Genomic DNA, 22,717 nt, shown 5'->3' with positions numbered 1-22,717 from the left:
AGAGTCTTTACTAAATTTTCCGGCGTGCGGCCTCCGCCGCCGGGCGCCCCACGACCGGACGTGAGAGGCGCGAGAGCTGGGAGAAGGCGGCTCTGAGCCGTCCCTCCGCCGCCGGCCCGCCGAGCCCCAGCTCGTCCAGGCCGTGGAGCGCGGAGCCGGCGATCGGCGGGTCGGCCAGGATCCGCAGGTCCACCTCGGGACCCGAGGCGGCCCGGAACCGCGCGTCGATGCGGTTCAGCAGGAGCGGATGGGACGCGGTCAGCACCCCGCCGCCCAGCACCACCGGCATGGGCGCCGGGTCCAGGTCGAGACGGTCCAGCGCAGCGAGGGCCATCCCGGCCACCTCGTCCCCGAGCCGTTCCACCAGCGACCTCGCCACCGCGTCGCCGCCGTTCGCGACGTCGAACAGCAGCGGCACCAGCTCGTGCAGCCGTTCACCGGGCAGTTCGCGCAGGTGGAACGCGACGCACACCGAGGTGACGTCGGGCAGGTCGAAGTGCGCGGTGACGGCGCCTCGCAGGTCGGTGCGGGGGCCGCGCCCGTCCTCGTCGCGCACCGCCCACCAGAGCACCTCCTCACCGAGGAACTCCCCTCCGCCCCAGTCGCCCGACCGCCGCCCCAGGGAGAGGTAGCGGACGGTCCGGCCGCTGGGCGAGCGGGCCACGCAGTTCATGCCCGCTCCGCACACCACCGCGACCCCGTAAGGCAGGCCGGACCCGGCGCGCAGGACCGCGAACGTGTCGTTGTCGACCGTCACCCCCGGCGCCCAGCCCTGGGCTTTGATCGCCTCCGTCAGGATCTCGCGCTCTTCGGGCAGGTCGCAGTTGGCGAGGAACGCCGTGACGTGGTCGGCCACCGGCCCGTCGCCGGCCTCCGAGGCGGCCTCGCGGACGAGATCCGCCAGGCCGCCGATCGCCGTGCCCAGGCCGGGTCCGTGGGGCTCGAAGCCGCCGCCGCGCACCCAGGCGAGCACGTCGCCGGTGGCCGACACCAGGGCCACGTCGGTCTTGCTGTTGCCCGCGTCGACGGCGAGCACCGCAGGTCGTCGGGCGGGCCGGTTCACTTGGCCCACGGCAGGTACTCGCGGTTGGCGGCCAGCAACCGGTCCGTCAAGTCCCGGGCCAGGTCGTACTGGCCCACCAGCGGATGGGCGAGCAGCGTCGCCTCCACCCTCGCCCTCCCCCCGTGCAGGGCCGCCGCCACGGCCAGTTCCTCGTACGCGGTGACATGCGCGATCAGCCCCGCGAACAGCGGCTCGACCGGGCGCACCGGCACCGGCGCCGGACCCGCCGCGGAGATCGTCGCCGGAACCTCGATCACCGCCGACTCGGGCAGGAACGGCAGCGTGCCGCCGTTGCGCAGGTTCACCACCTGGGTGTCGCCGCGGTCTTCGAGCAGCGACGTCAGCAGTTCGACGGCGGCCGTCGAGTAGTACGCGCCGCCGCGCTCCTCCAGCAGGGCCGGCTTCTCCGCCAGTTCGGGGTCGGCGTACATCGCGAGCAGCCGTTCCTCGATGGACAGCACCTGCTCGGCCCGGCGCGGCCCGCGGCGCTGCTGCTCCACGACCCGGTCGTGCTCGTAGTAGTAGCGCAGGTAGTAGGACGGGACGACACCGAGCGCACGCATCAGGTCGAGCGGAAGCTCGGTCTCTTCGACCAGTTCCCGTCCGTCGCCCGCGAGCAGCGACGGCAGGACGTCCGCACCGTCCACCCATGCGGCGCGTTCCCACGACAGGTGGTTGAGCCCGACGTGCTCCAGCGACAGCTCGGCGGGGTCGCAGCCGTGGAGCCGGGCGAACAGCCGCTGGAAGCCCATCGCCACGTTGCACAGGCCGACCGCGCGGTGGCCGGCGTCCAGGAGCGCGCGGGTGACGATGCCGACCGGGTTGGTGAAGTCGATGATCCACGCCTGCGGCGCCAGCTCGCGCACTCGCTCGGCGATCGCGAGGACGGCCGGGACGGTGCGCAGCGCCTTGGCCAGCCCGCCCGCGCCGGTCGTCTCCTGTCCCACGCAGCCGCATTCCAGCGGCCAGGTCTCGTCGCCGAGCCGGGCCCGCTGGCCGCCGACGCGGAGCTGGAGCAGCACCGCCGTCGCGCCCTGCACGGCGTCGTCGAGCTCGGTGGTCCAGCGCACCCGGCCGGGGTGGCCGGCCCGCGCGAACATCCGCCGCGCGAGGCCCCCGACGAGGTCGAGCCGGGCCGCCGCCGGGTCCATGAGGACGAGTTCGTCCACGGGCAGGCCGGTCAGCCCGTCCACGAGCTCCGGGGTGTAGGTGGACCCGCCTCCGATTACCGCGATCTTCATGAGCGACCCTCCGTGACGTCCGAGATGCGGCGCGCGGCGAAGCTCTGCCGCGCCAGCCGGGAGCCCATGGCCATGGCCCCGACCAGGACGGGCGCGTCGCCGAGGCTCGACACGGCCACTCTCGGCGGATGGCGGAGGAGGGCCGTCAGCTCGGCCTCGATCCGCGGCAGGATCTGCGTGCAGGCGAGGCCGACCCCGCCGCCGAGGACGACCAGCTCGACGTCGGCCACCCGGACGATCTCGGCGATCCGGACGGCGATCCGCCGCGCCTGCTCGACCAGGATCCGGGCGGCGAGCGGGTCCCCGCCGCGGTCCGCCGCGAAGATCGCCTCGGCGGTGATGCGGCCGGGCCGCACCGACGCGAGCGGCGACCCCGGCGTCGCGCTTGCGGCGATCCACTCGGCGGCCCAGGTCAGCAGCGCGTCCGCCGAGGGGCTGTCGGGAGCGACGGCCGTGCCGGGCGGGGGGTTGTCGACCTCGCCCGCCGCGCCCCTGCTCCCCCGGTGCGGGCGGCCGCCGAGGATGAGCCCGGCCCCCACGCCGGTGCCGATCGACAGGAAGACGAAGTCGGCGGCCTCCTGGCCGGCCCCGGACGCGTGCTCGCCGATGGCGGCGAGGTTGATGTCGTTCTCCACCTCGGTCGCGACGCCGAGCACCGCGCCGAGCTCCGTCCTGATCGCCAGGCCCTCGAGCGCGGCCCGGTTGCTCTCCCTGATCACGCCCTCCTCGGGGTCGACCACGCCGGGCACGCCGGCCACGGCCAGTTCGAGCGGCGGGCCCTCCCTGGTCAGGCGGTCGCGGACGGCGCGGGCGCCGGCGAGCACGACCTCCGGGGCGGGGTCGTCGATCCGCTCGTCGTGGCGGGCGATGACGCCGCCGCCCAGGTCGCAGACGGCGCCCCGGACGAACCGGGTCCCGATGTCGAGGGCGAGGACGTGCGCGAGCGTGTCCAGCGGCTCGAAGTAGACCGCGCCGTAGTGCATCTCTCCCGGCGGCGGCTCGGTCTCCCGGACGAGCCCGGCGGCGAGCAGCAGGTCGAGCGCGTTGGCGACGGTCGGCTTGGTCATGCCGGTCCGGCGGCTCACCTCGGCCCGGGAGAGCGGAGGGTCGGCGCGAATGGCGTCGAGGACCACCGAGGCGTTGATCTCGCGCATGGTCGTGAGCGTCGCGTGCTGGGCCATGGCGAGGATTCTAGTAAAGACTCTTGCCTAAATGCAATAAGGACTCTTTACTGTACTTCGGCAGTCTGTCCCTCGTCCCCGCCTCCCGGAGGAAGCCCATGGAACGCACCAAGAGACTCCTTGTCGCCGCCGCACTCACCGTCACACTCGGGCCGGCCACCGTCGGCACCACTCCCGCGAGCGCGGACACCGTGGTCGCCCCGTTCCTGCTCCAGGTCGGCAGCACGATGCCCGCCCTGCCGGGCAAGGCGGTCGCGCTCGCCACCGGGCCGGGCGGCGCGATCGCCGCCGCGCACACCGAGGGCGTCGCCGTCTGGGACTCCGGCCGCTGGACGGAGGTGACCGGCGGGGCCGCCTACAAGGTCGCCTGGCGCGGTGACGCGCTGGTCGCGCTCACGGCGAAGGGCCTGCTGACCGCGCGGCGCGACGGCGCCGGTCAGTGGCAGGTCTCGACCGGGCGGCTGCCCGAGGGTGTGGACGCCGCCACCGCGCTGCTCGCCGGCGGGTCCGACGTCGTGCTCGTCCAGGGCGAGGGGCTCTACCGGCAGAAGTCCGGCCAGTCGTGGCAGCACGAGCGCCTGCCCGGCACGGCCGTCGCGCTGGCCCGCGCCGAGGCGGGCACGCTCGCCGTCGCCACCTCCGCCGGCCTGTTCGAGCAGGACGGCCGCACCTGGAAGCCCGTGACGCTGACCGGCGACACCGGCACCTGGGCCTCGACCACGATCACCCACCTCACCTACGACAGCAAGGGCCGGCTCTGGTTCGCCGGCGGCCAGGGCATCGGCGTCCGCGACGGCAAGTGGAAGCTGTACGACCCCTCGCGCGGGCTGCCGCTGCTCGGGTTCACCGCCCTGGCGCCCGGCGCGGACGGTGACGTGTGGCTCGGCACGGCGCGCGGAGCGATCCGCTTCGACGGCGAGCACTGGGAGTACCGCCAGGGCCGCCGCTGGCTGCCGGACGACGCGGTCGCCGCCATCGCCGTGGACGGCAAGGCCAACGCCTACCTCGGCACGGCGGGCGCGGTCGGCCTCATCGAGGCCCAGCGCACCACGCTGGCGAAGAAGGCCGAGGTCTACGAGCAGGCCATCGACGCCAGGCACAGGCGGACCCAGTACGGGTTCGTTGAGGGCGTCGAGCTGGACAAGGCGGGCGACCTCAGCAAGTGGACGCAGCACGACAGCGACAACGACGGCCTCTGGACCGGGATGTACGGCGCCGGCGAGTCGTTCCGGTACGCCGCGTCCAAGGACCCGCAGGCGCGGGAGAACGCCCGCAAGGTGTTCGAGGCGCTGAAGTTCCTCGGCGACGTCACCCAGGGAGGCTCGAACCCGGCCCCGGCCGGCTTCCCCGCCCGCACGGTCCGCTCCACCTCGGACACCGACCCCAACGTGAAGGACAGCCCGGAGCGCGACAAGGAGAAGCAGAAGGGCGACGCCCTCTGGAAGATCTCGCCCAAGCGGTGGCCCACGAGCGCCGACGGCAAGTGGTACTGGAAGAGCGACACCAGCTCCGACGAACTGGTCGGCCACTACTTCTTCAACGCGCTCTACTACGACCTGGTCGCTGAGGACGGGGCGGAGAAGAAGGAGGTCGCGTCCGTCATCACCCGGATCACCGACCATCTCCTCGACCACGACCTGTACCTCGTCGACCATGACGGCAAGCCCACCCGCTGGGGCTTCTTCAACCCGAGCGAGCTGAACGGCAACCCGTGGCGGCGCGAGGAGCGCGGCCTCAACAGCCAGACCATCCTCACGTTCCTGACGATCGCCGACCACGTGTCCGACGACGGGAAGTACGCGGCGGCCAAGAAGAAGCTCATTTCCGAGAGCGGCTACGAGATGAACACCCTGGCGCCCAAGGTGACGCTCGGAGTCGGCGGCGGCAACCAGTCCGACGACGAGATGGCGTTCATGAACTACTACCACCTGCTCAAGTACGAGGACGAGCCCGCGCTCAAGCGCTCGTGGTCGCGCTCGCTCTACGACTACTGGCAGCTGGAGCAGTACGAGCTGAACCCGCTCTTCAACTTCATCGCCGGAGTGCACCTCAAGGGCGCGACCTGGTCCGACGCCTACGGTCCCGTCGAGCTCGACCCGACCGGGCCGTGGCTGGCGCAGTCGGTCGACACGCTCAAGCGGTTCCCGCTCAACCTGGTCAACTGGAAGCAGAACAACAGCGGGCGGCTCGACATCACCAACCTCGGTCAGCAGGTCCGGCCGGACGACGACGCGTCGACCCTCGGGATGCTGCGCAGCGGGACCGTCCTCCCCGTGGACGAGCGAGTGGTCGGCCACTGGAACCACGACCCCTACAAGCTCGACCAGGGCGGTTCGGGGACGACCGAGTACGACGGCGCGTCCTTCCTCCTGCCGTACTGGATGGGCCGCTACCACCAGTTCATCAGCGAGAAGTGACCGCTCGGGGCGGGCGTCCCCAGGTGCTTGCGCCGGACGCCCGCCCCGAGCCCCCCTGCCTTCCGCCGGCAGGGGTTCGGCAGGTGGCGCCCTGCCGATGACAGGATCAAGGCTGGTCTTCGTGCCGGACGGGTTCCGGCGGTGTCTCGTCGAAGATCAGCCAGGTGCGGGTGGCGCGGACCCCTTCGACGGCGTGGATGCGGGCAAGGACGACGTCCCGCAACGAGGCGTTGTCGGGGGTCCGGACCAGCATGACCAGGTCGACGTCGCCGCCGACGAAGGCCAGATGCTCGATGTGGGCCACCTCCCGCAGCCGGGCCGCCACCTTGCGCCAGGAGTTCTGCTCGATGTTGACCAGGACGTAGGCCGCCGTGCCGAGACCCGCGCGGACGGGGTCCACCTGCGCGGTGAAGCCCGTGATGACGCCGTCGGCGAGGAGCCGTTCCACCCGCGTGTAGGCGTTGGAGCGGGAGACGCTGACCCGGTCGGCGAGGGCGCGCATGGAGATGCGCCCGTCCGCGCGCAGCTCGCGGATGATCGCGTGATCGAGGTCGTCGAGGGGGGCCGCCGAACGTCCGTCCGGTCCCGGAGGCGGTGGGGATTCCGGAGACAGTTGGTCCATATTCGCTCCACTGGATGGCCGTTTGTCCTGGATTTAGGCTGTCTATTGAGACCTATGGCCGATCTGGTTCATATTCCTAGCACCGATCGAGTGCGGAGGTGGAGGCGTATGACGACGGGTCGGGTTGAGGCGCTGCTCCCCTCGGCGGAGCCCGTGCGGTTCCTGACCGACGGTGGCGCGGCGGTACGCGGGAGGCAGCGCTACGCGGTGCCGGATCCGGAGCTGCTCCGCCGGGCGCACCGGGCGATGGTCGTCGGGCGGCGCTTCGACGCGCAGGCGACCGCGCTGACCAAGCAGGGCCGGCTCGCCGTGTACCCCTCCAGCCACGGGCAGGAGGCGTGCCAGGTCGGCTCCGTGCTCGTCCTGGAGGACGGCGACTGGTTCTTCCCCACCTACCGGGAGTCGATGGCCCTGGTGTCGCGCGGCATCGACCCGGTCGAGGTGCTGTCGCTGCTCCGCGGCGACGCGCACTGCGGATACGACCCCGAGCGCCACCACACGGCGCCCCAGTGCACGCCGCTCGCGACGCAGTCCGTCCACGCGGCGGGCCTCGCGTACGCGGAGCGGCGCAAGGGGACGGGACGGGTCGCGCTGGTCTGCGTGGGCGACGGCGCGACCAGCGAGGGCGACTTCCACGAGGCGCTCAACTTCGCCGCCGTGTTCAAGGCGCCCGTGGTGTTCCTCGTCCAGAACAACCAGTACGCCATCTCGGTGCCGCTGGACCGGCAGACCGCCGCACCCTCCCTCGCGTACAAGGGAATCGGCTACGGGGTGCGTTCCGAGCGGGTGGACGGGAACGACCCCGTCGCGGTACTGGCCGTTCTGGCGGCCGCCGTCGAGCACGCCCGGTCGGGCGAGGGACCGTTCCTCGTCGAGGCGCACACGTACCGGCTCGAACCGCACACGAACGCCGACGACGCGTCCCGGTACCGGACGGACGCGGAGGCCGACGCGTGGCGGAAGCGCGACCCGATCGCCCGGCTGGAGCGTTACCTGCGCCGGCGCGGGCACCTGTCGGACGAGGACGTCGCGGCGGCGTCCGCCGAGGCGGAGGAGCTCGCCGGGCGCCTGCGGGACCGGATGAACGCCGACCCCGAACTCGCCCCGCTGGGGCTGTTCGAGCACGTCTACGGCACCCCGACGCCGCAGCTGGACGAGCAGCGGGCACAGCTGCGGGCCGAGATCGAGGCCGAGGAGGCGCTGTCGTGATCACCATGGCGCAGGCGCTCAACACGGCGCTCCGGGACGCGATGGACGGCGACGAGCGGGTCCTGGTGTTCGGCGAGGACGTCGGCGCGCTCGGCGGCGTCTTCCGGATCACCGACGGGTTGACCGCCAAGTTCGGCGAGGACCGCTGCTTCGACACCCCGCTCGCCGAGGCGGGCATCGTCGGGTTCGCCGTCGGAATGGCGATGGGCGGTTTCCGGCCCGTCGTCGAGATGCAGTTCGACGCGTTCGCCTACCCGGCCTTCGAGCAGATCGCCTCGCACGCGGCGAAGATGCGCAACCGCACGCGCGGGCAGGTCGCGCTGCCGCTCGTCATCCGCATCCCCTACGCGGGCGGGATCGGCGGCGTCGAGCACCACTGCGATTCCAGCGAGGCGTACTACGCGCACACGCCGGGGCTGAAGGTCGTCACACCGGCCACGGTCGAGGACGCGTACTCGCTGCTGCGGGAGGCGATCGACGACCCCGACCCGGTCGTGTTCATGGAGCCGAAGAAGCTGTACTGGTCGAAGTCGGACATCGAGCGGCCGGCCCGGACGGAGCCGTTCGGCCGCGCCGCCGTCCGCCGCCCCGGCCGGGACGCGACCGTCGTCGCCTACGGCCCGAGCGTGCCGGTCGCGCTGGAGGCCGCGAGCGCGGCCAGGGAGGACGGCTGGGACCTGGAGGTCATCGACCTGCGCACCATCGTGCCGTTCGACGACGCGACCGTGGCCGCGTCCGTGCGCAGGACGGGCCGCTGCGTCGTCGTCAGCGAGGCCGCCGGGTTCGCGGGCGTCGGCGCGGAGATCGCCGCCCGCGTCCAGGAACGCTGCTTCCACAGCCTGGAGGCTCCGGTGCTGCGGGTGACCGGGTTCGACATCCCGTACCCGCCGCCGATGGTGGAGCACCACCACCTGCCGAGCGTCGACCGGATCCTGGACGCGCTCGACCGCCTCCAGCGCGACGACCGGCCGGACACCCGCTACCTGGGCGGTGCGGCGTGACCCCGACGGTCTTCACGCTGCCCGACCTCGGCGAGGGCCTCACCGAGGCGGAGATCCTGGAGTGGAAGGTCGCGGTCGGCGACACCGTGACGACCGACCAGGTCATCGTCGAGGTCGAGACGGCGAAGGCGGCCGTGGACGTCCCCGTCCCCATCGCGGGCACCGTCGCGGAACTGTTCGCCGAAGCGGGCACGGTCGTGGACGTGGGGTCGCCCCTCATCTCGATCACCACGCGGAACGCCGCCGCCGAGCGGTACCGGGAGGAGGAGCGGGCCGGGTCGGGGAACGTGCTCGTCGGCTACGGGACGACGCAGACCCGCCGTTCCCGCCGCCGGGCCGCGCCACAGTCGCAGGCCACCCCGACTTCCCGGGTGCGCGACGAAGTGCCTCGCGTCATCTCGCCCGTCGTGCGGCGCCTGGCGAAGGACAACGGCATCGACGTCGCGGCGCTCAGCCCGACCGGCTCCGGCGGCGTCGTCCTGCGGCGGGACGTCGAGCAGGCGATCGCCGGCGTCCGGCCTCCCGAGGAGCCGCGGGCCACCGGTGAGCTGCGCATCCCGATCAAGGGCGTCCGGCGGGCGGCGGCCGACAAGCTGTCCCGCAGCCGCCGCGAGATCCCCGACGCGACCACCTGGGTCGACGTCGACGCGACCCGCCTGGTCAAGCTCAGGAAGAGGATCGAGGGGGCCGACCCGGAGGCGAACGTCGGCATGCTCGCCCTGTTCGCCGGGATCTGCGTGGCCGGCCTCCGCCGCTTCCCCGAGCTGAACGCCTACGTGGACGCCGAGCGGCAGGAGATCGTCCAGCTGCCGCACGTCCACCTCGGGTTCGCCGCGCAGACCGACCGGGGCCTCGTCGTGCCGGTCGTCCGCGACGCGCACCGGATGACCCTCACGGAACTCGCCGCAGCCCTGGCCGAACGCACGCGGGAGGCCCGCGACGGGAGCCTCTCCCCGAGCGACCTCACCGGCGGCACGTTCACGCTCAACAACTACGGCGTGTTCGGCGTGGACGGCTCCACCCCGATCATCAACCACCCCGAGGCGGCGATGCTCGGCGTCGGCCGGATCGCCGACAAGCCGTGGGGCCACCGGGGCAAGATCAAGCTGCGCAGGGTGGCGCAGCTGTCGCTCACCTTCGACCACCGGGTCTGCGACGGCGGCGTAGCGGGCGGTTTCCTCCGCTTCGTAGCCGACTGCGTGGAGAATCCTGAATTGCTGGTCACTCGCCGGTAGCGGCCGCGCGGCGGCGCAGACCGTCGAACGCGACCTTGCAGAGCGCGTCGGCGACCTGTTCGCCGCTTGCGCCGCCGCGCGGCCTGTACCACTCGATCAGCGAGTTGACCAGGCCGAACAGCAGCCGGGCGGCGATCGCCGGGTCGATGTCGGGGCGGATGTCGCCGTCCGCCTCGGCCTGCGCGACCAGCCCGGACACCAGGTGGTCGAACTCGCGGCGGCGGGCCAGCGCACGCTTCTCGACGGCGGTGTTGCCGCGCACCCGCAGCAGCAGGGTGACGAACGGCTGCTGCTCGACGAGGACGGCGACGCTGGCCCGGACGAGGTGCTCCAGCCGGTCGATGGCGCGTCCCCGCAGGGCCGCGGTCTCCTCGGCGGCGGCGAACAGCCCGTCGAGCGCGCGGTCGACGGCGAGCTGCAGCAGTTCGTCCTTCCCGGCGACGTGGTGGTAGATCGCGGACTTGCTGATGCCGAGCCGCTTCGACAGGTCGTCCATGCTGGTGCCGTCGTAACCGCGCTCGTTGAACACCTGGACGGCCACCCGCAGCAGCGACTCCCTGTCGTAGCCGGGCCGTCCCCGCCGGTTCGCCCGCACTCCGCCGCTGCTCACGACGTCCATTTTGGCACCCTCCGCGAGCCCTTCGCCTCTTCTCCCGGGCCGTCCGCCGGGTTAATATCTGACTGAACGTACGGTCGGTAATTCGAGCAGGACGGACGACCCCGGACGCCGTGGCGCGAAGATCGCAGCGACGTACGAGGGCCTGAACCCGGTGGTCGAGCGCCCCGAGGAGGCGGTGTGACCCAGGAGCACGTCGAGGCACAGGAGCACGTCGAGGCGCAGGAGCACTTCGAGCGGACGATCGAGCGCGACCAGCGGATCGAGCCGCGCGACTGGATGCCGGAGAAGTACCGGGCGACGATGGTCCGGCAGATCGCCCAGCACGCGCACTCCGAGATCATCGGGATGCAGCCGGAGGGCGTCTGGATCACCCGCGCCCCGTCGCTGCGCCGCAAGGCGATCCTGCTCGCCAAGGTGCAGGACGAGGCGGGCCACGGCCTCTACCTGTACTCGGCGGCGGAGACGCTCGGCGCCGACCGGTCCGAGCTGACCGGCAAGCTGATCTCCGGGCGGCAGAAGTACTCGTCGATCTTCAACTATCCGACGCTGACGTTCGCGGACGTCGGGGTGATCGGCTGGCTGGTGGACGGCGCCGCGATCTGCAACCAGGTGCCGCTGTGCCGCAGCTCCTACGGCCCGTACGCGCGGGCGATGATCCGCATCTGCAAGGAGGAGTCCTTCCACCAGCGGCAGGGCTACGAGCTGCTGCTGACGCTCATGCGCGGCACGCGGGCCCAGCGGGAGATGGTGCAGGACGCCGTGAACCGCTGGTGGTGGCCGTCGCTGATGATGTTCGGCCCGCCGGACGCCGACTCGACGCACACCGCGCAGTCCATGGCCTGGAAGATCAAGCGGCACACGAACGACGAGCTGCGGCAGCGGTTCGTGGACATGACCGTCCCGCAGGCCGAGGTGCTCGGCGTCACGCTCCCCGACCCGGACCTGCGCTGGAACGAGGAGCGCGGCCACCACGACTTCGGCGAGATCGACTGGTCCGAGCTGAAGCGGGTGATCAGCGGCGACGGCCCGTGCAACGCCGAGCGCGTCGAGGTGCGCCGGAAGGCCCACGAGGACGGCGCCTGGGTGCGGGAGGCCGCCGCCGCGCACGCCGCGAAACAGCGGGCCGCCGAACAGCGGGCCACGGGAGAGGGGGAGGTGGCGTGATGGACAAGGAATGGCCGCTGTACGAGGTGTTCGTCCGGGGCAAGCGCGGACTGAACCACGTGCACGTCGGCTCGCTGCGCGCCGCCGACGACGCGATGGCCCTGCACAACGCCCGCGACCTGTACACGCGGCGGAACGAGGGCGTCAGCATCTGGGTGGTGAAGTCGGAGGACATCACCGCGTCCAGCCCGGACGAGAAGGACCCGTTCTTCGCCCCGAGCGGCGACAAGGTCTACCGGCACCCGACGTTCTACGACATCCCCGAGAACGTCCCCCACATGTGAGGTCCCGATGTCGTTCGACAACGCGTTCGACGCGCTCACCCAGGACGACGGCGACACCCGCTGGGCGTTCGGGACCGGGTTCGACGACCCGCTCGCCGGGATCGACCCGGCCGTCCCCGAGGGCCTCGACCGTGCCGCCCTCGCCGCGTACTGCCTGATGCTCGGCGACGACGCGCTCGTCATGTCGCACCGCCTCCAGGAGTGGTGCACGCACGCGCCCGAACTGGAGGAGGAGGTCGCGCTCGCCAACATCGCCCTCGACCTGCTCGGCCAGGCGCGGCTGCTGCTCGCCCGCGCCGGCGTCGCCGAGGACAAGGGCCGGGGCGAGGACGACCTCGCCTACTTCCGGGACGCGTCCGACTTCCGCAACGTCGGCCTGGCCGAGGCGGACAACGGCGACTTCGCGTACTCGACCGTCCGGCTGCTGCTGTTCGCCACCTGGCGGCTGGCGCTGCTGGACCGGCTCACCGCGTCCGGCGACCCCGTCCTCGCCGCGATCGCCGCGAAGAGCGTCAAGGAGGTCGCCTACCACCGCGACCACGCCGCGATGTGGACGATCAGGCTCGGCGACGGCACCGGCCTCTCCCACGACCGCGCGCAGACCGCGCTGGACGACCTCTGGCCGCTGACCGGCGAGCTGTTCGCCACGCACGAGGTCGAGCGCCGGCTGGCCGATGCCGGTGCTGGCGTCGACCCGGCCGACGCCCGCGAGGAATGCGACGCGGTCATCGACGAGGTGCTGGCGCGGGCGACCCTCCGGCGGCCCGCGCCCGTGCCGCCCCACCTGGCCGGACGGGACGGCGCGCACTCCGCCGCGCTCGCCTGCCTGCTCGCCGAGATGCAGGGCCTGGCCCGCGAGCATCCGGGGGCGACGTGGTGAGCGCCAGGGGCGAGGTGGCGAGCGCCAGAGGCGACATGGCGAGCGCCCGAGAGGTCGCCGAGACGGTCACCGACCCGGAACTGCCGATGCTCACGCTCGCCGAACTCGGCGTCCTGCGCGAGGTCACGGAGTCGACCGGCCGCGTCGAGGTGACGATCACCCCGACCTACACCGGCTGCCCCGCGCTGGACGCGATGCGCGCCGACCTGCGGAGCCGCCTCGCCGGCGCCGGATACGCCGACGTCCGGGTCCGGACCGTCCTCGACCCGCCCTGGACGACCGACTGGATCAGCGAGTCGGGCCGCCGCAAGCTCCGCGAGGCCGGGATCGCGCCGCCGGGCACGGCCCCGCGCCGCGCGCCGGGGCCGATCCCGCTCACGCTCGGCCCGACCCGGCGCGTCCACTGCCCGCACTGCGGGTCCGCCGACACGGTCGAGGTGTCCCGGTTCAGCGCGACGGCCTGCAAGTCGCTGCGCCGCTGCGCCGCCTGCAGCGAGCCGTTCGAGCACTTCAAGGAGATCTGAGTGACGCTCACCGAGGTCGCACCCCGCCGCGCCGGCTTCCACGCGCTGCGCGTCGCCCACGTCGAGCGGCTGTGCGACGACGCGGTCGCGGTCACCTTCGACGTGCCGCCCGGCCTCGCGGACGAGTACGCGTTCCGCCCCGGCCAGTTCCTCACGCTCCGCCGCGGGGAGGAACGGCGCTCCTACTCGATCTGCGCGCCCGCGGGCGCCGCGCCGCGCATCGGCGTCCGCGAGATCCCGGACGGCCTGTTCTCCGCCTGGCTGGTGCGCGAGGTACGGCCGGGCGACGTCATCGACGTCCTCCCGCCTTCCGGCACGTTCGTCCTCAGTACCGGTTCCGCGCACCACGTGCTGATCGCCGCCGGTTCGGGGATCACCCCCGTCCTGTCGATCGCGGCGTCCGCGCTGCACGACCCGTCCAGCCGCGTCACCGTCCTGTACGGCAACCGGACCAGCGGCACCGTCATGTTCGCCGACGAGCTCGCCGACCTGAAGGACGCCCACCCGGGCCGCTTCGAACTCGTCCACGTCCTCTCCCAGGAACCCCGCGAAGCGGAACTGTTCAGCGGCCGCCTGGACGCCGGACGGATGCGCACGCTGCTGCCCCTTCTCGTGCCCGTCGCCGACGTCGGCCACTGGTGGCTGTGCGGCCCGCTCGGCATGGTCGCCGACGCCCGCGACGTCCTGCGTGGCTTCGGGGTGCCGGGCGACCGCGTCCACCAGGAGCTGTTCTACGTGGACGAGGCGCCGCCCGAGCCGAACCGCGGGAAGCCGGCGCCCACCGGCCCGGCCTGCGAGGTCACGATCGTCCTGGACGGACGCTCCACGACCCTCACCCAGCCCCAGGACACGACCGTCCTGGACGCCGCGCAGCGCGTCCGCCCCGACCTGCCGTTCGCCTGCAAGGGCGGGGTGTGCGGCACGTGCCGGGCGAGGGTCGTCGAAGGCGAGGTCGACATGCGCCGGAACTTCGCCCTCGACCCCGCCGAACTCGACGCCGGTTACGTCCTGACCTGCCAGTCGGTCCCGGTCACCCCGCGCCTCACCGTCGACTACGACACCTGACCTGCCTGAGGCGGCACGCCTGAGAAGCCCGCGCCTGAGAAGCCACGGGGTCAGCCTTCCGGCGGGCAGACGAGGTCGCCGCCGGGCAGGCGCCCGGTCGCCAGGTAGTCGTTGACGCGGTCGCGCACGCACGCGTTCGGGTATCCCCGCTGGTACGGCGCGTGGACGTTCGCCCGCAGCGTGATCATCCTGCTGCCGGGCAGCATCCGGTGCACCGTCTCGTTGCTCTCGTAGGTGGTGCGGGTGTCGCCGGTCGCGGCCACGATCAGCGCCGCTAGCGGCCCGCCGCCCACGGTCGGCGGCTCGGCGGGCCGCGCGGGCCAGAACGCGCACGGGCCGATGCCCTGCCCCAGCGGCCCGAAGACGGGACTCTTCGCGCGGTGCCGCTGGACGTCGCGCCAGTAGACCTCCGGATCGCGCGGCGCGGCCACGTCCCCGCAGATGATGGCGCTCTGCCCGCTGCCGTCCTGCGAACGCGCGCCCGTCAGCAGGTAGCCGAGTTCCTCGTCGAGGTCGGGGGTGGGCTCGGCGGGCCGTCCCGCCGCGGCCTCCGCCAGCACCCGGACGGACGCGGCGAGGCTCGCCCGTGCCCCGTCCTCGTCGTTGCCGAGGTTGTCGAACAGCACCACGGGCACCATCGTGTCGTCCAGGCGGTACCGGCCCACGGCGAGCGGCGCGCGGACCGACGCCGCGTAGATCCGCCGCACGGTGGCGAGGACCTCGCCGCGGGTCTCCCCGAGCCCGTACGTCGCGTCCCGCTCGGCCGCCCACGCCGCCCAGTCGCCGAGGACCCGCTCGTTCGCCGGCACCATGCCCGCGATGACGCGCGGCCCCCAGGAGAGCGTGTCCTGCGAGCTGTCGAGGACGACGCGGTCCAGGCGGTCCGGGAACATCGCCGCGTAGACCTGGCCGAGGTAGGTGCCGTAGGACGCGCCGTTGTAGGACACCTTCCGCTCGCCGAGTGCACCACGGACGACGTCCATGTCACGGGCGATGTTGCGGGTGCTGATGTACGGGAGCACGTCACCGTTCGTCCGGGCGCATCGCCGCGCGAGATCCTTCGCGAAGGCGGCGGAACGCTCGAACGACCGGCGCGTCCCGCCCGCGCCCTTGATCCAGGTGGCGGTGGGCCAGCCGCAGTCCACCGCACCGCTGCGGCCGAGCGAGCGCGGGTCCATGCCGACGAGGTCGTAGCGCGGGCCCGCCGCGCCCATGACGTCGCGCATGTAGGGCGGCATGTCGAGGGCGGGGCCGGGACCGCCGCCATTGATGATCATCGTTCCGATCCGGTGCCGGGTGTCGGACGCGGCGAGCCGGGAGATCGCGACGGTCATGGTGCGGCCGTCCGGACGGGCGTAGTCGAGCGGGACGGTCACGTCGGCGCAGCGCGCTCCCGCCCTGTCGAGTTCCGCGCCGATCTCGTCGTCCGGCCCGAGCGTGCAGGGCTTCCAGGTGAGCCGCTGCTGGTGGAAGCGGCCGAGGGGGTTCTCGTCCGCGGCGGAGGGAAGCGCGGTCGTCAGGGTCGCAGCGGCGAGCAGGCCGGTGATCGCCGCCGCCCAGCGGATCGTGTTCATCGCTCGTCCTCGCACAGCGCGGTCTGGGGGATGTTCAGTTCGTCGTCCCATGCCGCTTTCGTGGCCGGGTTCTCGTTGAAGACCACCGTGACGCGGCGGCCGGACGGACCCACGGCGGCGAGCGAGGTGAAGCCGTCGATGTCGCCCGCGTGGCCCCACCACGCGCCGCCGCAGCGCAGCGGGGTCCGGATGAGGCCGAGGCCGTAGGACGCGCCGTCCCACACGCGGTCCGGGTCGGCGGGGACGGTCCGCCTCATCTCCGCGAGCAGCGCCGGGGGAAGCAGCCGCCCGCCGAGCAGTGCCCCGTAGAACGCGTTCACGTCGCGGGGGCTGGAGATCAGCGCGCCGCCCGCCCACGCGACGGACACGTTGAACGCGGTGTGGTCGGTGTACGAGCCGTCCTCGGCACGGACGTAGCCGCGCGGGTGCGGGCCGCGGATCCATGTCTCGTCGCCCGGCCAGTAGGTGTCGCGGAGGCGGAGCGGCTCGCTGATCCGCCGCTGGACCTCGGCCTCCAGGGTGCGGCCGCCGGCCTTCTCCACGATCAGCCCGGCGATGACGTAGTTGGTGGTCGAGTAGTGCCAGCCGGGAGCGGGGCGCGGCAGCGCCAGCGCGCGGGCCACCAGCTCCTCGGGCTCGAAGTGGCGGAAGCGGAACTCCTCGGTGCTCCGGAAGGTGTCCATGTGGTCGGGCAGGCCGCTCGTGTGCCGCAGGAGGCTCCGCACGGTGATCTCGCGCCCGTCGTGGCCGTTCCGGTCGAGCAGACCGGGCAGGTAGCGCTCGACGGGGGCGTCGAGCGAGACCCGGTGCTCGGCGGCGAGCGAGAGCAGGGCCGCCGCCGTGAACGACTTGGTGAGGCTGGCGACGCGGACGCGCTGGTCCGCGCGCATCGGCCGGCCCGTCGTCCGGTCGGCGACACCGCTCGCGGCCGTCCATGCGCCGCAGCGGGGGTCGTCGATCCGGACGGCCGCGCCGGTCAGGTGGTGGACGCGCGCCATGCGTTCGATCGCGGCGCGGGTCCCGCCGTGGTCGCCGCAGGACGGCCCGGCCGCGCGCGCCGGGGCCACGGCGGTGACGGCGACCGTGGCCGCCGCCAGGAGCAGCAGGATGATTGGGTGCCTGGTCATGTTCTCCGACGCTAAGCGGAGGCCGACTCCGGCACATTGGGGCGATCACCCATAGCGAAGGTGGGGCCAGCCCGAGGGTCGCGTTCCGGTGATCGGGACAGGGACTTGGCCGGGCATGGCGGTCCTCTTACGATCGGCGCACCCATTCAGTCGCCTCGCGGCGGCGTCGACCGGGCCAGGCGCGGGCCCTGCACTGGGGTCGCCCGCGTGTGCGCGGCGACCGCTGAGAGGAAGACATGGACCAGAGCGCTGACTACGTCGTGGTGGGGGCCGGGAGCGCGGGGTGCGCGCTGGCGCGGCGGCTGGCCGACTCCGGGGCGAGCGTCGTCCTGCTGGAGGCGGGCGGGCCGGACCGGACGGCACTGGTCCGCAAGCCGGGTCTGATCGCCGTCTTCCACAACGTCCCGCAGCTGAAGAAGAAGCTCGACTGGGGCTTCTACAGCGCCCCGCAGGGGAACGCGCTCGACCGAAAGATCCCGCAGGTGCGGGGCAAGGTCCTCGGCGGCTCCGGGTCGATCAACGGGATGCTGTTCGTGCGGGGGCACCGCAAGAACTACGACGACTGGGCGGCGGACGGCTGCACCGGCTGGGCCTACGACGACGTGCTCGCCAGCTACAAGCGGATGGAGAGCTGGGAGGACGGCGCCACCGAGCTGCGCGGCGCCGGCGGCCCGATCCGGGTGACCCGGCAGCGCGACCTCACGCCCGCCTCGGAGGCGTTCATCGAGGCGCTGATCCAGACGGCCGGGGTGAAGCGGAACGACGACTACAACGGCGAGGAGCAGGAGGGCGCCGGCGTCTTCCAGCAGAGCGTCGACCAGGGGCTGCGCTACAGCTCGTCCGTCGGCTACCTGGACGACCACGGCCTCCCGAACCTGACGGTCGTGACGGGCGCGACGGTCGGCCGCGTGCTGATCGACAAGGGACGCGCCACGGGCGTCGAGGTCGTCACCAAGAAGGGGCCCGGGACGATCCGGGCGTCCAGGGAGGTCATCCTGGCGGCGGGCGCGTTCGGGTCGCCGCACCTGCTGATGCTGTCCGGGGTCGGCCCCGCCGCGCACCTGCGGGAGCACGGCATCGAGGTGCACGCCGACCTGCCCGTCGGGGACAACCTGCACGACCACATGTTCGTGCCGATGACGTTCGTCATGGACACCGCGCGGAACAAGGGCACCGCCCCCTACTTCGCCAAGGGCGTCGCCAAGGAGTGGACGAAGGGCGGGACGTGGGTGGCCCGCACCGTGTTCGAGGCGGTCGGGTTCGTCCGCACCGGGCAGGCGGGAGACATCCCCGACCTGCAGATCCACGCGCTGCCGTGGTCGTACCCGTTCCCGAACCAGGACGCCCCGGTGCGCCACAAGGTGGACAAGCGGCCCGCGCTGACGATCATGCCGACGCTGATCTACCCGAAGAGCCGCGGCACGGTCCGGCTGGCGTCCGCCGACCCGGCCGCCGCCCCCGTGATCGACCCCGGCTACCTGACCGAGCCGGACGACGCCCGGCTGCTGCTGGACGGCATCGAACTCGTCCGCGAGGTGATGGGCAGCAAGGTCATCGCCGGGGACGTCAAGGAGGAGCTGTCCCCCGGCCCGTCCTACCCGGACCGGGCGGCGCTGGCGAGGGAGCTGCCGAACCGCGCGACGACCGTCTACCACCCGGTCGGCAGCTGCCGGATGGGCGCGGACGAGCGGGCCGTCGTCGACCCGGCGCTGCGGGTCCGCGGCATCGAGGGGCTCCGCGTCGCGGACGCCTCGATCATGCCGAGCATCATCGGCGGCAACACCAACGCGCCCAGCATGATGATCGGCGAGCACGCCGCGACGCTGATCCTCGGCGACTGACCGGCCGGAACGCTAGCCGTCGGCCGGGCCACCGGCCGGCGGCTCGGCGCCGCCCGGGAAGCGCGTCACCCAGCGGCGCTGCCAGGGCGTCTCCACGGCGCGCGGGTGGTGGTGCTCGCGCGCCCAGGCGACCGCGCCGGACGGGTCCAGGCCGGACAGGACGGCGAGGCAGGCGATGACGGTGCCGGTGCGTCCGACGCCTCCACCGCAGGCGACCTCCGCCGCCTCGCCGGACCTGGCCCGCTCGTGCAGGGCGCGGATCCGGCGGACGGCCTCGTCCCGGTCGCGGGGCAGCAGGAAGTCGGGCCAGTCGAGCCACTCGGCGTCCCAGCGCAGGTCCGCCTCGTGGCGCCGCCGGAGCTTCGCCGAGCCCAGGTAGAGGCCGAAGCCGGGCACCGGCCCGTCCGGCAGCGGACGGCGGAGGCCGCGGCCCCGGATCCAGGTGCCGTCCGGCAGCCGGATCGCGCCGGCGAGCGGGGCGGTCACGGGGCCGCCGCCCGGCGCCGGGCGCGGTGGTTGGCGACGTTCAGCCGGTTGCCGCACAGCTCGGGCGTGCAGTACCGGCGGCGTCCGGCGCGGCTGGCGTCGGCGAACACGCCGCGGCAGCCGGGGGCGGCGCACGCGCGGAAGCGGCCGTGGCCGAGCGCCCGGACGAGGCCGAGCAGCGCGACGCCGATGACGGCGGCGATCTCGCCGGCGAGGGACGCGTTCCGGGCCGTCGGGACGTACCACTGCCAGCGGCCGGACGGGTCGCGGCGCAGCACGGGCGAGAGCCCGGCGTGCCCGGCCAGCAGTGCCGCCCGCTCCACCGCCTCGTCCTCGGTCGCGGTCTCCATGACGGCCCGCACCTCGCCGCGAAGGAGGCGTACCAGCTGGACGTGCTCCTCGTTGAGCGCCCGGAAGTCGTGGGGCAGGGCCGCGAGAAGGGCGGCCAGGTCGGCGGGGCCGGCGAGCGCCTCCGTCCCGCGCACGGACGCCGACGTGCCGACCAGGTCGTTCGCGACCCCGATGCCCGCCGCGTAATCGGCGATCGGAATGAGCACCCGTCCTCCTGTAATGGTTATAGGAGGACTGTAGCCATTACGCGGTGTCGACGTCGAACTGGAGGCCGCCGTCGACCGCCGAGACCTCCACGTGCTTGCCGTGCTCCAGATCGCCGGCCAGCAGCAGGTCCGAGAGCTGGTCGTCCACCTCCCGCTGGATCGTCCGGCGCAGCGGCCGGGCGCCGAACTCCGGCTGGTAGCCGCGCTCGGCGAGCCAGTCGACGGCCTCGGGGGTGAAGTCGACGTCGACGTCCTGCGCGCGGAGCCGGCGGCGCGTCTCGTCCAGCAGCAGGTCGGTGATCTGGCGGAGCTGGCCCGCCTCCAGCCGCCGGAACACGATGATCTCGTCGATCCGGTTGAGGAACTCGGGCCGGAACGACTCGCGCAGCCGCCGCATGATCCGGTCGCTGAGCGCGTCGCCGCCGCCGGTGGGCGTGGCGAAGCCGATCTCGGTGGTGCCGGTGATCAGCTCCGAGCCGAGATTGCTCGTCATGATCACCACGGTGTTGCGGAAGTCGACCGTGCGGCCCTGCGCGTCGGTGAGCCGGCCGTCGTCCAGGATCTGCAGCAGGACGTTGAACACGTCCTGGTGCGCCTTCTCGATCTCGTCCAGCAGGATCACCGAGTACGGCCGGCGGCGGACGGCGTCGGTGAGCTGCCCCGCCTCCTCGTACCCGACGTATCCCGGCGGGGCGCCCATCAGCCGGCTGACGGTGTGCCGCTCCTGGAACTCGCTCATGTCGAACCGGATCATCCGGTCCCGGCTGCCGAACAGCGCCTCCGCCAGGGCCTTCGCCAGCTCGGTCTTGCCGACGCCGGTCGGCCCGAGGAACAGGAACCCGCCGATCGGCCGGTCGGGGTCGCCCATGCCCGCGCGGGACCGCCGGACGGCCCGCGCCACCGCCGCCACCGCGTCCTCCTGCCCGACGACGCGCTGGTGCAGGTGCTCCTCCAGCCGGGTCAGCCGCTCGCGTTCGGCCTGCGTGAGCTGCGTGACGGGCACGCCCGAGATGCGGGAGACGACCTCGGCGACGTCCTCCACGGCCACCTCGGGGACGGTCGGCTGGACGTTGTCGTCCAGCGCCGCCGCGAGGTCGGCCTCCAGCCGGCCGATCTCGTCCCGCAGCTCGGACGCCTTCTCGTAGTCCTCGTCCGCGACGGCCTGGTCCTTCTCCCGGCGCCGCCGGTCCAGGCGCTGCTCCAGCTCCCGGCGGCTGCCGTCCCGCGTCCCCGAGCGCAGCCGGACCCGGGCGCCCGCCTGGTCGATCAGGTCGATCGCCTTGTCCGGCAGGAACCGGTCGGTGAGGTAGCGGCTGGACAGCTCCACGGCCGCGACGAGCGCCTCGTCGGCGTAGCGCACCTGGTGGTGCGCCTCGTACCGGTCGCGCAGTCCCCGCAGGATCTCGATGCTGTCGTCGACGCTCGGCTCGGGCACCAGGATCGGCTGGAACCGGCGCTCCAGCGCCGCATCCTTCTCGATGTTGCGGCGGTACTCGTCGATCGTCGTCGCGCCCACGACGTGCAGCTCGCCGCGCGCGAGCGCGGGCTTCAGCATGTTGCCCGCCGACATCGCGCCCTCGGCGCTGCCCACGCCCACGATCGTGTGGATCTCGTCGATGAACACGACCAGCTCGTCCGCGTGCTCGCGGATCTCGTCCATGAGCTTCTTCAGCCGCTCCTCGAAGTCGCCCCGGTACCGGGTGCCCGCGACGACGCCGCCCAGGTCCAGCTGGACGAGCCGCTTCTCGCGCAGCGTCTCCGGCACGTCGTCGTCGACGATCCGCTGCGCGAGCCCCTCGGCGATCGCGGTCTTGCCCACCCCCGGGTCGCCGATCAGCACCGGGTTGTTCTTGGTGCGCCGCGACAGCACCTCGACGGTCTCCTCGATCTCCTGCTGCCGCCCGATCACCGGGTCGACCCGCCCCTCCCGCGCCAGCGCGGTCAGGTCGCGGCCGAACTCGTCCAGCGTCGGGGTGGTGGACGGCTGCCCGCCGCCGCCCCCGCCCGGCGGCGGCTGCCCCGGCCCGCCGCCGCTCGCCGCCTGCTGCAGCGAGTCCGGCGTCACGTGCTCGTGGTCGAGGATCCGTCCCGCGCTGGACCCGCGGTCGAGCGCCAGCGCGAACAGCACGTGCTCAGGCCCGATGTAGGACGAGCCGAGCGCGCGCGAAACCTGGTGGGAGTCCAGCAGGGCGCGTTTGGCCGACGGCGTCAGCTCCGGAGGGACGTCCCGCGGCTCGCCCCGCCGGCCGTGGCTCTCGATCTCGTCCTTGATCTTGTCCGGGTCGGCGCCGGCCCGCGCGATCCAGTGCCGCGTCCCCTGCTGCCGCGTCGCCGCCCACAGCAGGTGATCGGTGTCGAGGTCGACGCTGCCCCACTGCGCCGCCTGCGCCGCCGCGTCCCGCACCAGCTCGCGCGCGGGCTCGCTCATCAGCCGCGCGATGCTGATCCGCTCCTGCGGACGCCGGTGCGCCCGCGAGCCGAAGAAGCGGGCGAGCAACTCCTCGAACGGATCCATCCCCTCGGACCCGTACCATCCCGCGCTCATCTCCGGAACCCCCCGTTCGGAAGAACAACGTCATGGCAACGGTCGAACACGTGCCCGTGGCACGCCCCCAGAAACAACTGTC

Annotated in this window: 20 protein-coding genes; 10 read left to right on the top strand and 10 right to left on the bottom strand. The window is 73.0% G+C overall.

The features are described from left to right. Nucleotides 1-10 precede the first annotated feature (10 nt). Genes SM418_RS26445 through SM418_RS26435 form a run of 3 tightly spaced genes read right to left on the bottom strand, consistent with a single transcriptional unit; the run spans nucleotide 11 to nucleotide 3,485 of the window. Complete coding sequence (locus tag SM418_RS26445) at nucleotides 11-1,036, bottom strand: N-acetylglucosamine kinase (RefSeq protein ID WP_371943950.1); 1,026 nt, start codon at nucleotides 1,034-1,036, stop codon at nucleotides 11-13. Between the two features lie 23 nt (nucleotides 1,037-1,059). Beyond that, nucleotides 1,060-2,304, bottom strand: a complete 1,245-nt coding sequence (locus SM418_RS26440) for a 6-phospho-beta-glucosidase (protein WP_371943951.1) — start codon at nucleotides 2,302-2,304, stop codon at nucleotides 1,060-1,062. Continuing rightward, entirely contained in the window at nucleotides 2,301-3,485 is a 1,185-nt protein-coding gene (locus tag SM418_RS26435) for an ROK family protein (protein WP_371943952.1), read from the bottom strand. The genes SM418_RS26440 and SM418_RS26435 overlap by 4 nt, the downstream gene beginning before the upstream one ends. A 98-nt stretch (nucleotides 3,486-3,583) precedes the next feature. Between SM418_RS26435 and SM418_RS26430 the strand changes: the two genes are divergently transcribed. After that, nucleotides 3,584-5,902, top strand: coding sequence for a hypothetical protein (locus SM418_RS26430; RefSeq protein ID WP_371943953.1), 2,319 nt, complete (start codon nucleotides 3,584-3,586; stop codon nucleotides 5,900-5,902). A 106-nt stretch (nucleotides 5,903-6,008) separates the two neighbouring features. Here SM418_RS26430 and SM418_RS26425 read toward each other — a convergent pair whose 3' ends face one another. Further along, complete coding sequence (locus SM418_RS26425; RefSeq protein ID WP_371943954.1) at nucleotides 6,009-6,524, bottom strand: Lrp/AsnC family transcriptional regulator; 516 nt, start codon at nucleotides 6,522-6,524, stop codon at nucleotides 6,009-6,011. Nucleotides 6,525-6,632: 108 nt separating this feature from the next. On the opposite strand from SM418_RS26425, the gene pdhA reads away from it, so the two are divergent. Genes pdhA through SM418_RS26410 form a run of 3 tightly spaced genes read left to right on the top strand, consistent with a single transcriptional unit; the run spans nucleotide 6,633 to nucleotide 9,969 of the window. Continuing rightward, a complete protein-coding gene (pdhA, locus tag SM418_RS26420; RefSeq protein ID WP_371943955.1) occupies nucleotides 6,633-7,733 on the top strand; it encodes a pyruvate dehydrogenase (acetyl-transferring) E1 component subunit alpha in 1,101 nt (366 codons plus the stop codon). A gap of 5 nt (nucleotides 7,734-7,738) precedes the next feature. Continuing rightward, nucleotides 7,739-8,734, top strand: a complete 996-nt coding sequence (locus SM418_RS26415; RefSeq protein ID WP_371943986.1) for an alpha-ketoacid dehydrogenase subunit beta — start codon at nucleotides 7,739-7,741, stop codon at nucleotides 8,732-8,734. Beyond that, the gene (locus tag SM418_RS26410; RefSeq protein ID WP_371943956.1) at nucleotides 8,731-9,969 is read left to right on the top strand and encodes a dihydrolipoamide acetyltransferase family protein; all 1,239 of its coding nucleotides are present in this window, start codon (nucleotides 8,731-8,733) and stop codon (nucleotides 9,967-9,969) included. Before SM418_RS26415 ends, SM418_RS26410 begins: the two co-directional genes overlap by 4 nt. Here the strand turns inward: SM418_RS26410 and SM418_RS26405 are convergent. Beyond that, nucleotides 9,956-10,588, bottom strand: a complete 633-nt coding sequence (locus SM418_RS26405; RefSeq protein ID WP_371943957.1) for a TetR/AcrR family transcriptional regulator — start codon at nucleotides 10,586-10,588, stop codon at nucleotides 9,956-9,958. The two genes, SM418_RS26410 and SM418_RS26405, sit on opposite strands and share 14 nt — an antisense overlap. 177 nt (nucleotides 10,589-10,765) lie before the next feature. Between SM418_RS26405 and paaA the strand changes: the two genes are divergently transcribed. From paaA to paaE, 5 genes are read left to right on the top strand one after another with little or no spacing between them, the layout of a single operon-like run. Then, on the top strand, nucleotides 10,766-11,752 hold the full coding sequence (gene paaA / locus SM418_RS26400) for a 1,2-phenylacetyl-CoA epoxidase subunit PaaA (protein ID WP_443098400.1): 987 nt from the start codon (nucleotides 10,766-10,768) through the stop codon (nucleotides 11,750-11,752). Then, nucleotides 11,752-12,036 carry a 1,2-phenylacetyl-CoA epoxidase subunit PaaB gene (gene paaB / locus SM418_RS26395; protein WP_371943958.1) on the top strand — a complete coding sequence of 95 codons (285 nt, stop codon included), beginning with the start codon at nucleotides 11,752-11,754 and terminating at the stop codon, nucleotides 12,034-12,036. Before paaA ends, paaB begins: the two co-directional genes overlap by 1 nt. A gap of 7 nt (nucleotides 12,037-12,043) precedes the next feature. Continuing rightward, on the top strand, nucleotides 12,044-12,916 hold the full coding sequence (gene paaC / locus SM418_RS26390; RefSeq protein WP_371943959.1) for a 1,2-phenylacetyl-CoA epoxidase subunit PaaC: 873 nt from the start codon (nucleotides 12,044-12,046) through the stop codon (nucleotides 12,914-12,916). A gap of 35 nt (nucleotides 12,917-12,951) precedes the next feature. Then, entirely contained in the window at nucleotides 12,952-13,440 is a 489-nt protein-coding gene (paaD, locus tag SM418_RS26385; RefSeq protein ID WP_371943988.1) for a 1,2-phenylacetyl-CoA epoxidase subunit PaaD, read from the top strand. Then, nucleotides 13,441-14,505 carry a 1,2-phenylacetyl-CoA epoxidase subunit PaaE gene (gene paaE / locus SM418_RS26380; protein ID WP_371943960.1) on the top strand — a complete coding sequence of 355 codons (1,065 nt, stop codon included), beginning with the start codon at nucleotides 13,441-13,443 and terminating at the stop codon, nucleotides 14,503-14,505. Nucleotides 14,506-14,555: 50 nt separating this feature from the next. Here the strand turns inward: paaE and SM418_RS26375 are convergent, their stop codons facing one another. Both SM418_RS26375 and SM418_RS26370 read right to left on the bottom strand, forming a co-directional pair. Then, nucleotides 14,556-16,079 carry an alpha/beta hydrolase gene (locus tag SM418_RS26375; RefSeq protein WP_371943961.1) on the bottom strand — a complete coding sequence of 508 codons (1,524 nt, stop codon included), beginning with the start codon at nucleotides 16,077-16,079 and terminating at the stop codon, nucleotides 14,556-14,558. Further along, entirely contained in the window at nucleotides 16,076-17,206 is a 1,131-nt protein-coding gene (locus SM418_RS26370) for a serine hydrolase domain-containing protein (RefSeq protein WP_371943962.1), read from the bottom strand. The genes SM418_RS26375 and SM418_RS26370 overlap by 4 nt, the downstream gene beginning before the upstream one ends. 236 nt (nucleotides 17,207-17,442) lie before the next feature. Here SM418_RS26370 and SM418_RS26365 point away from each other — a divergent pair, with 236 nt between their 5' ends. After that, complete coding sequence (locus SM418_RS26365) at nucleotides 17,443-19,047, top strand: GMC family oxidoreductase (RefSeq protein ID WP_371943963.1); 1,605 nt, start codon at nucleotides 17,443-17,445, stop codon at nucleotides 19,045-19,047. A gap of 12 nt (nucleotides 19,048-19,059) precedes the next feature. On the opposite strand, the gene SM418_RS26360 is transcribed toward SM418_RS26365, so the two are convergent. The 3 genes from SM418_RS26360 to SM418_RS26350 are packed head-to-tail and all read right to left on the bottom strand — an operon-like array spanning nucleotide 19,060 to nucleotide 22,635. Beyond that, nucleotides 19,060-19,533, bottom strand: a complete 474-nt coding sequence (locus SM418_RS26360; RefSeq protein ID WP_371943964.1) for a phosphatase domain-containing protein — start codon at nucleotides 19,531-19,533, stop codon at nucleotides 19,060-19,062. After that, entirely contained in the window at nucleotides 19,530-20,090 is a 561-nt protein-coding gene (locus tag SM418_RS26355; RefSeq protein WP_371943965.1) for a CGNR zinc finger domain-containing protein, read from the bottom strand. Before SM418_RS26355 ends, SM418_RS26360 begins: the two co-directional genes overlap by 4 nt. Nucleotides 20,091-20,127: 37 nt before the next feature. Beyond that, nucleotides 20,128-22,635, bottom strand: a complete 2,508-nt coding sequence (locus SM418_RS26350) for an ATP-dependent Clp protease ATP-binding subunit (RefSeq protein WP_371943966.1) — start codon at nucleotides 22,633-22,635, stop codon at nucleotides 20,128-20,130. Between the last annotated feature and the right edge of the window lie 82 nt (nucleotides 22,636-22,717).

This window comes from Actinomadura chokoriensis (assembly GCF_041463665.1).
Lineage (GTDB): Bacteria > Actinomycetota > Actinomycetes > Streptosporangiales > Streptosporangiaceae > Spirillospora > Spirillospora chokoriensis_A.
Note: the sequence above shows the minus strand (reverse complement) of the source record. Positions and strands in the feature narration are given on the sequence as shown.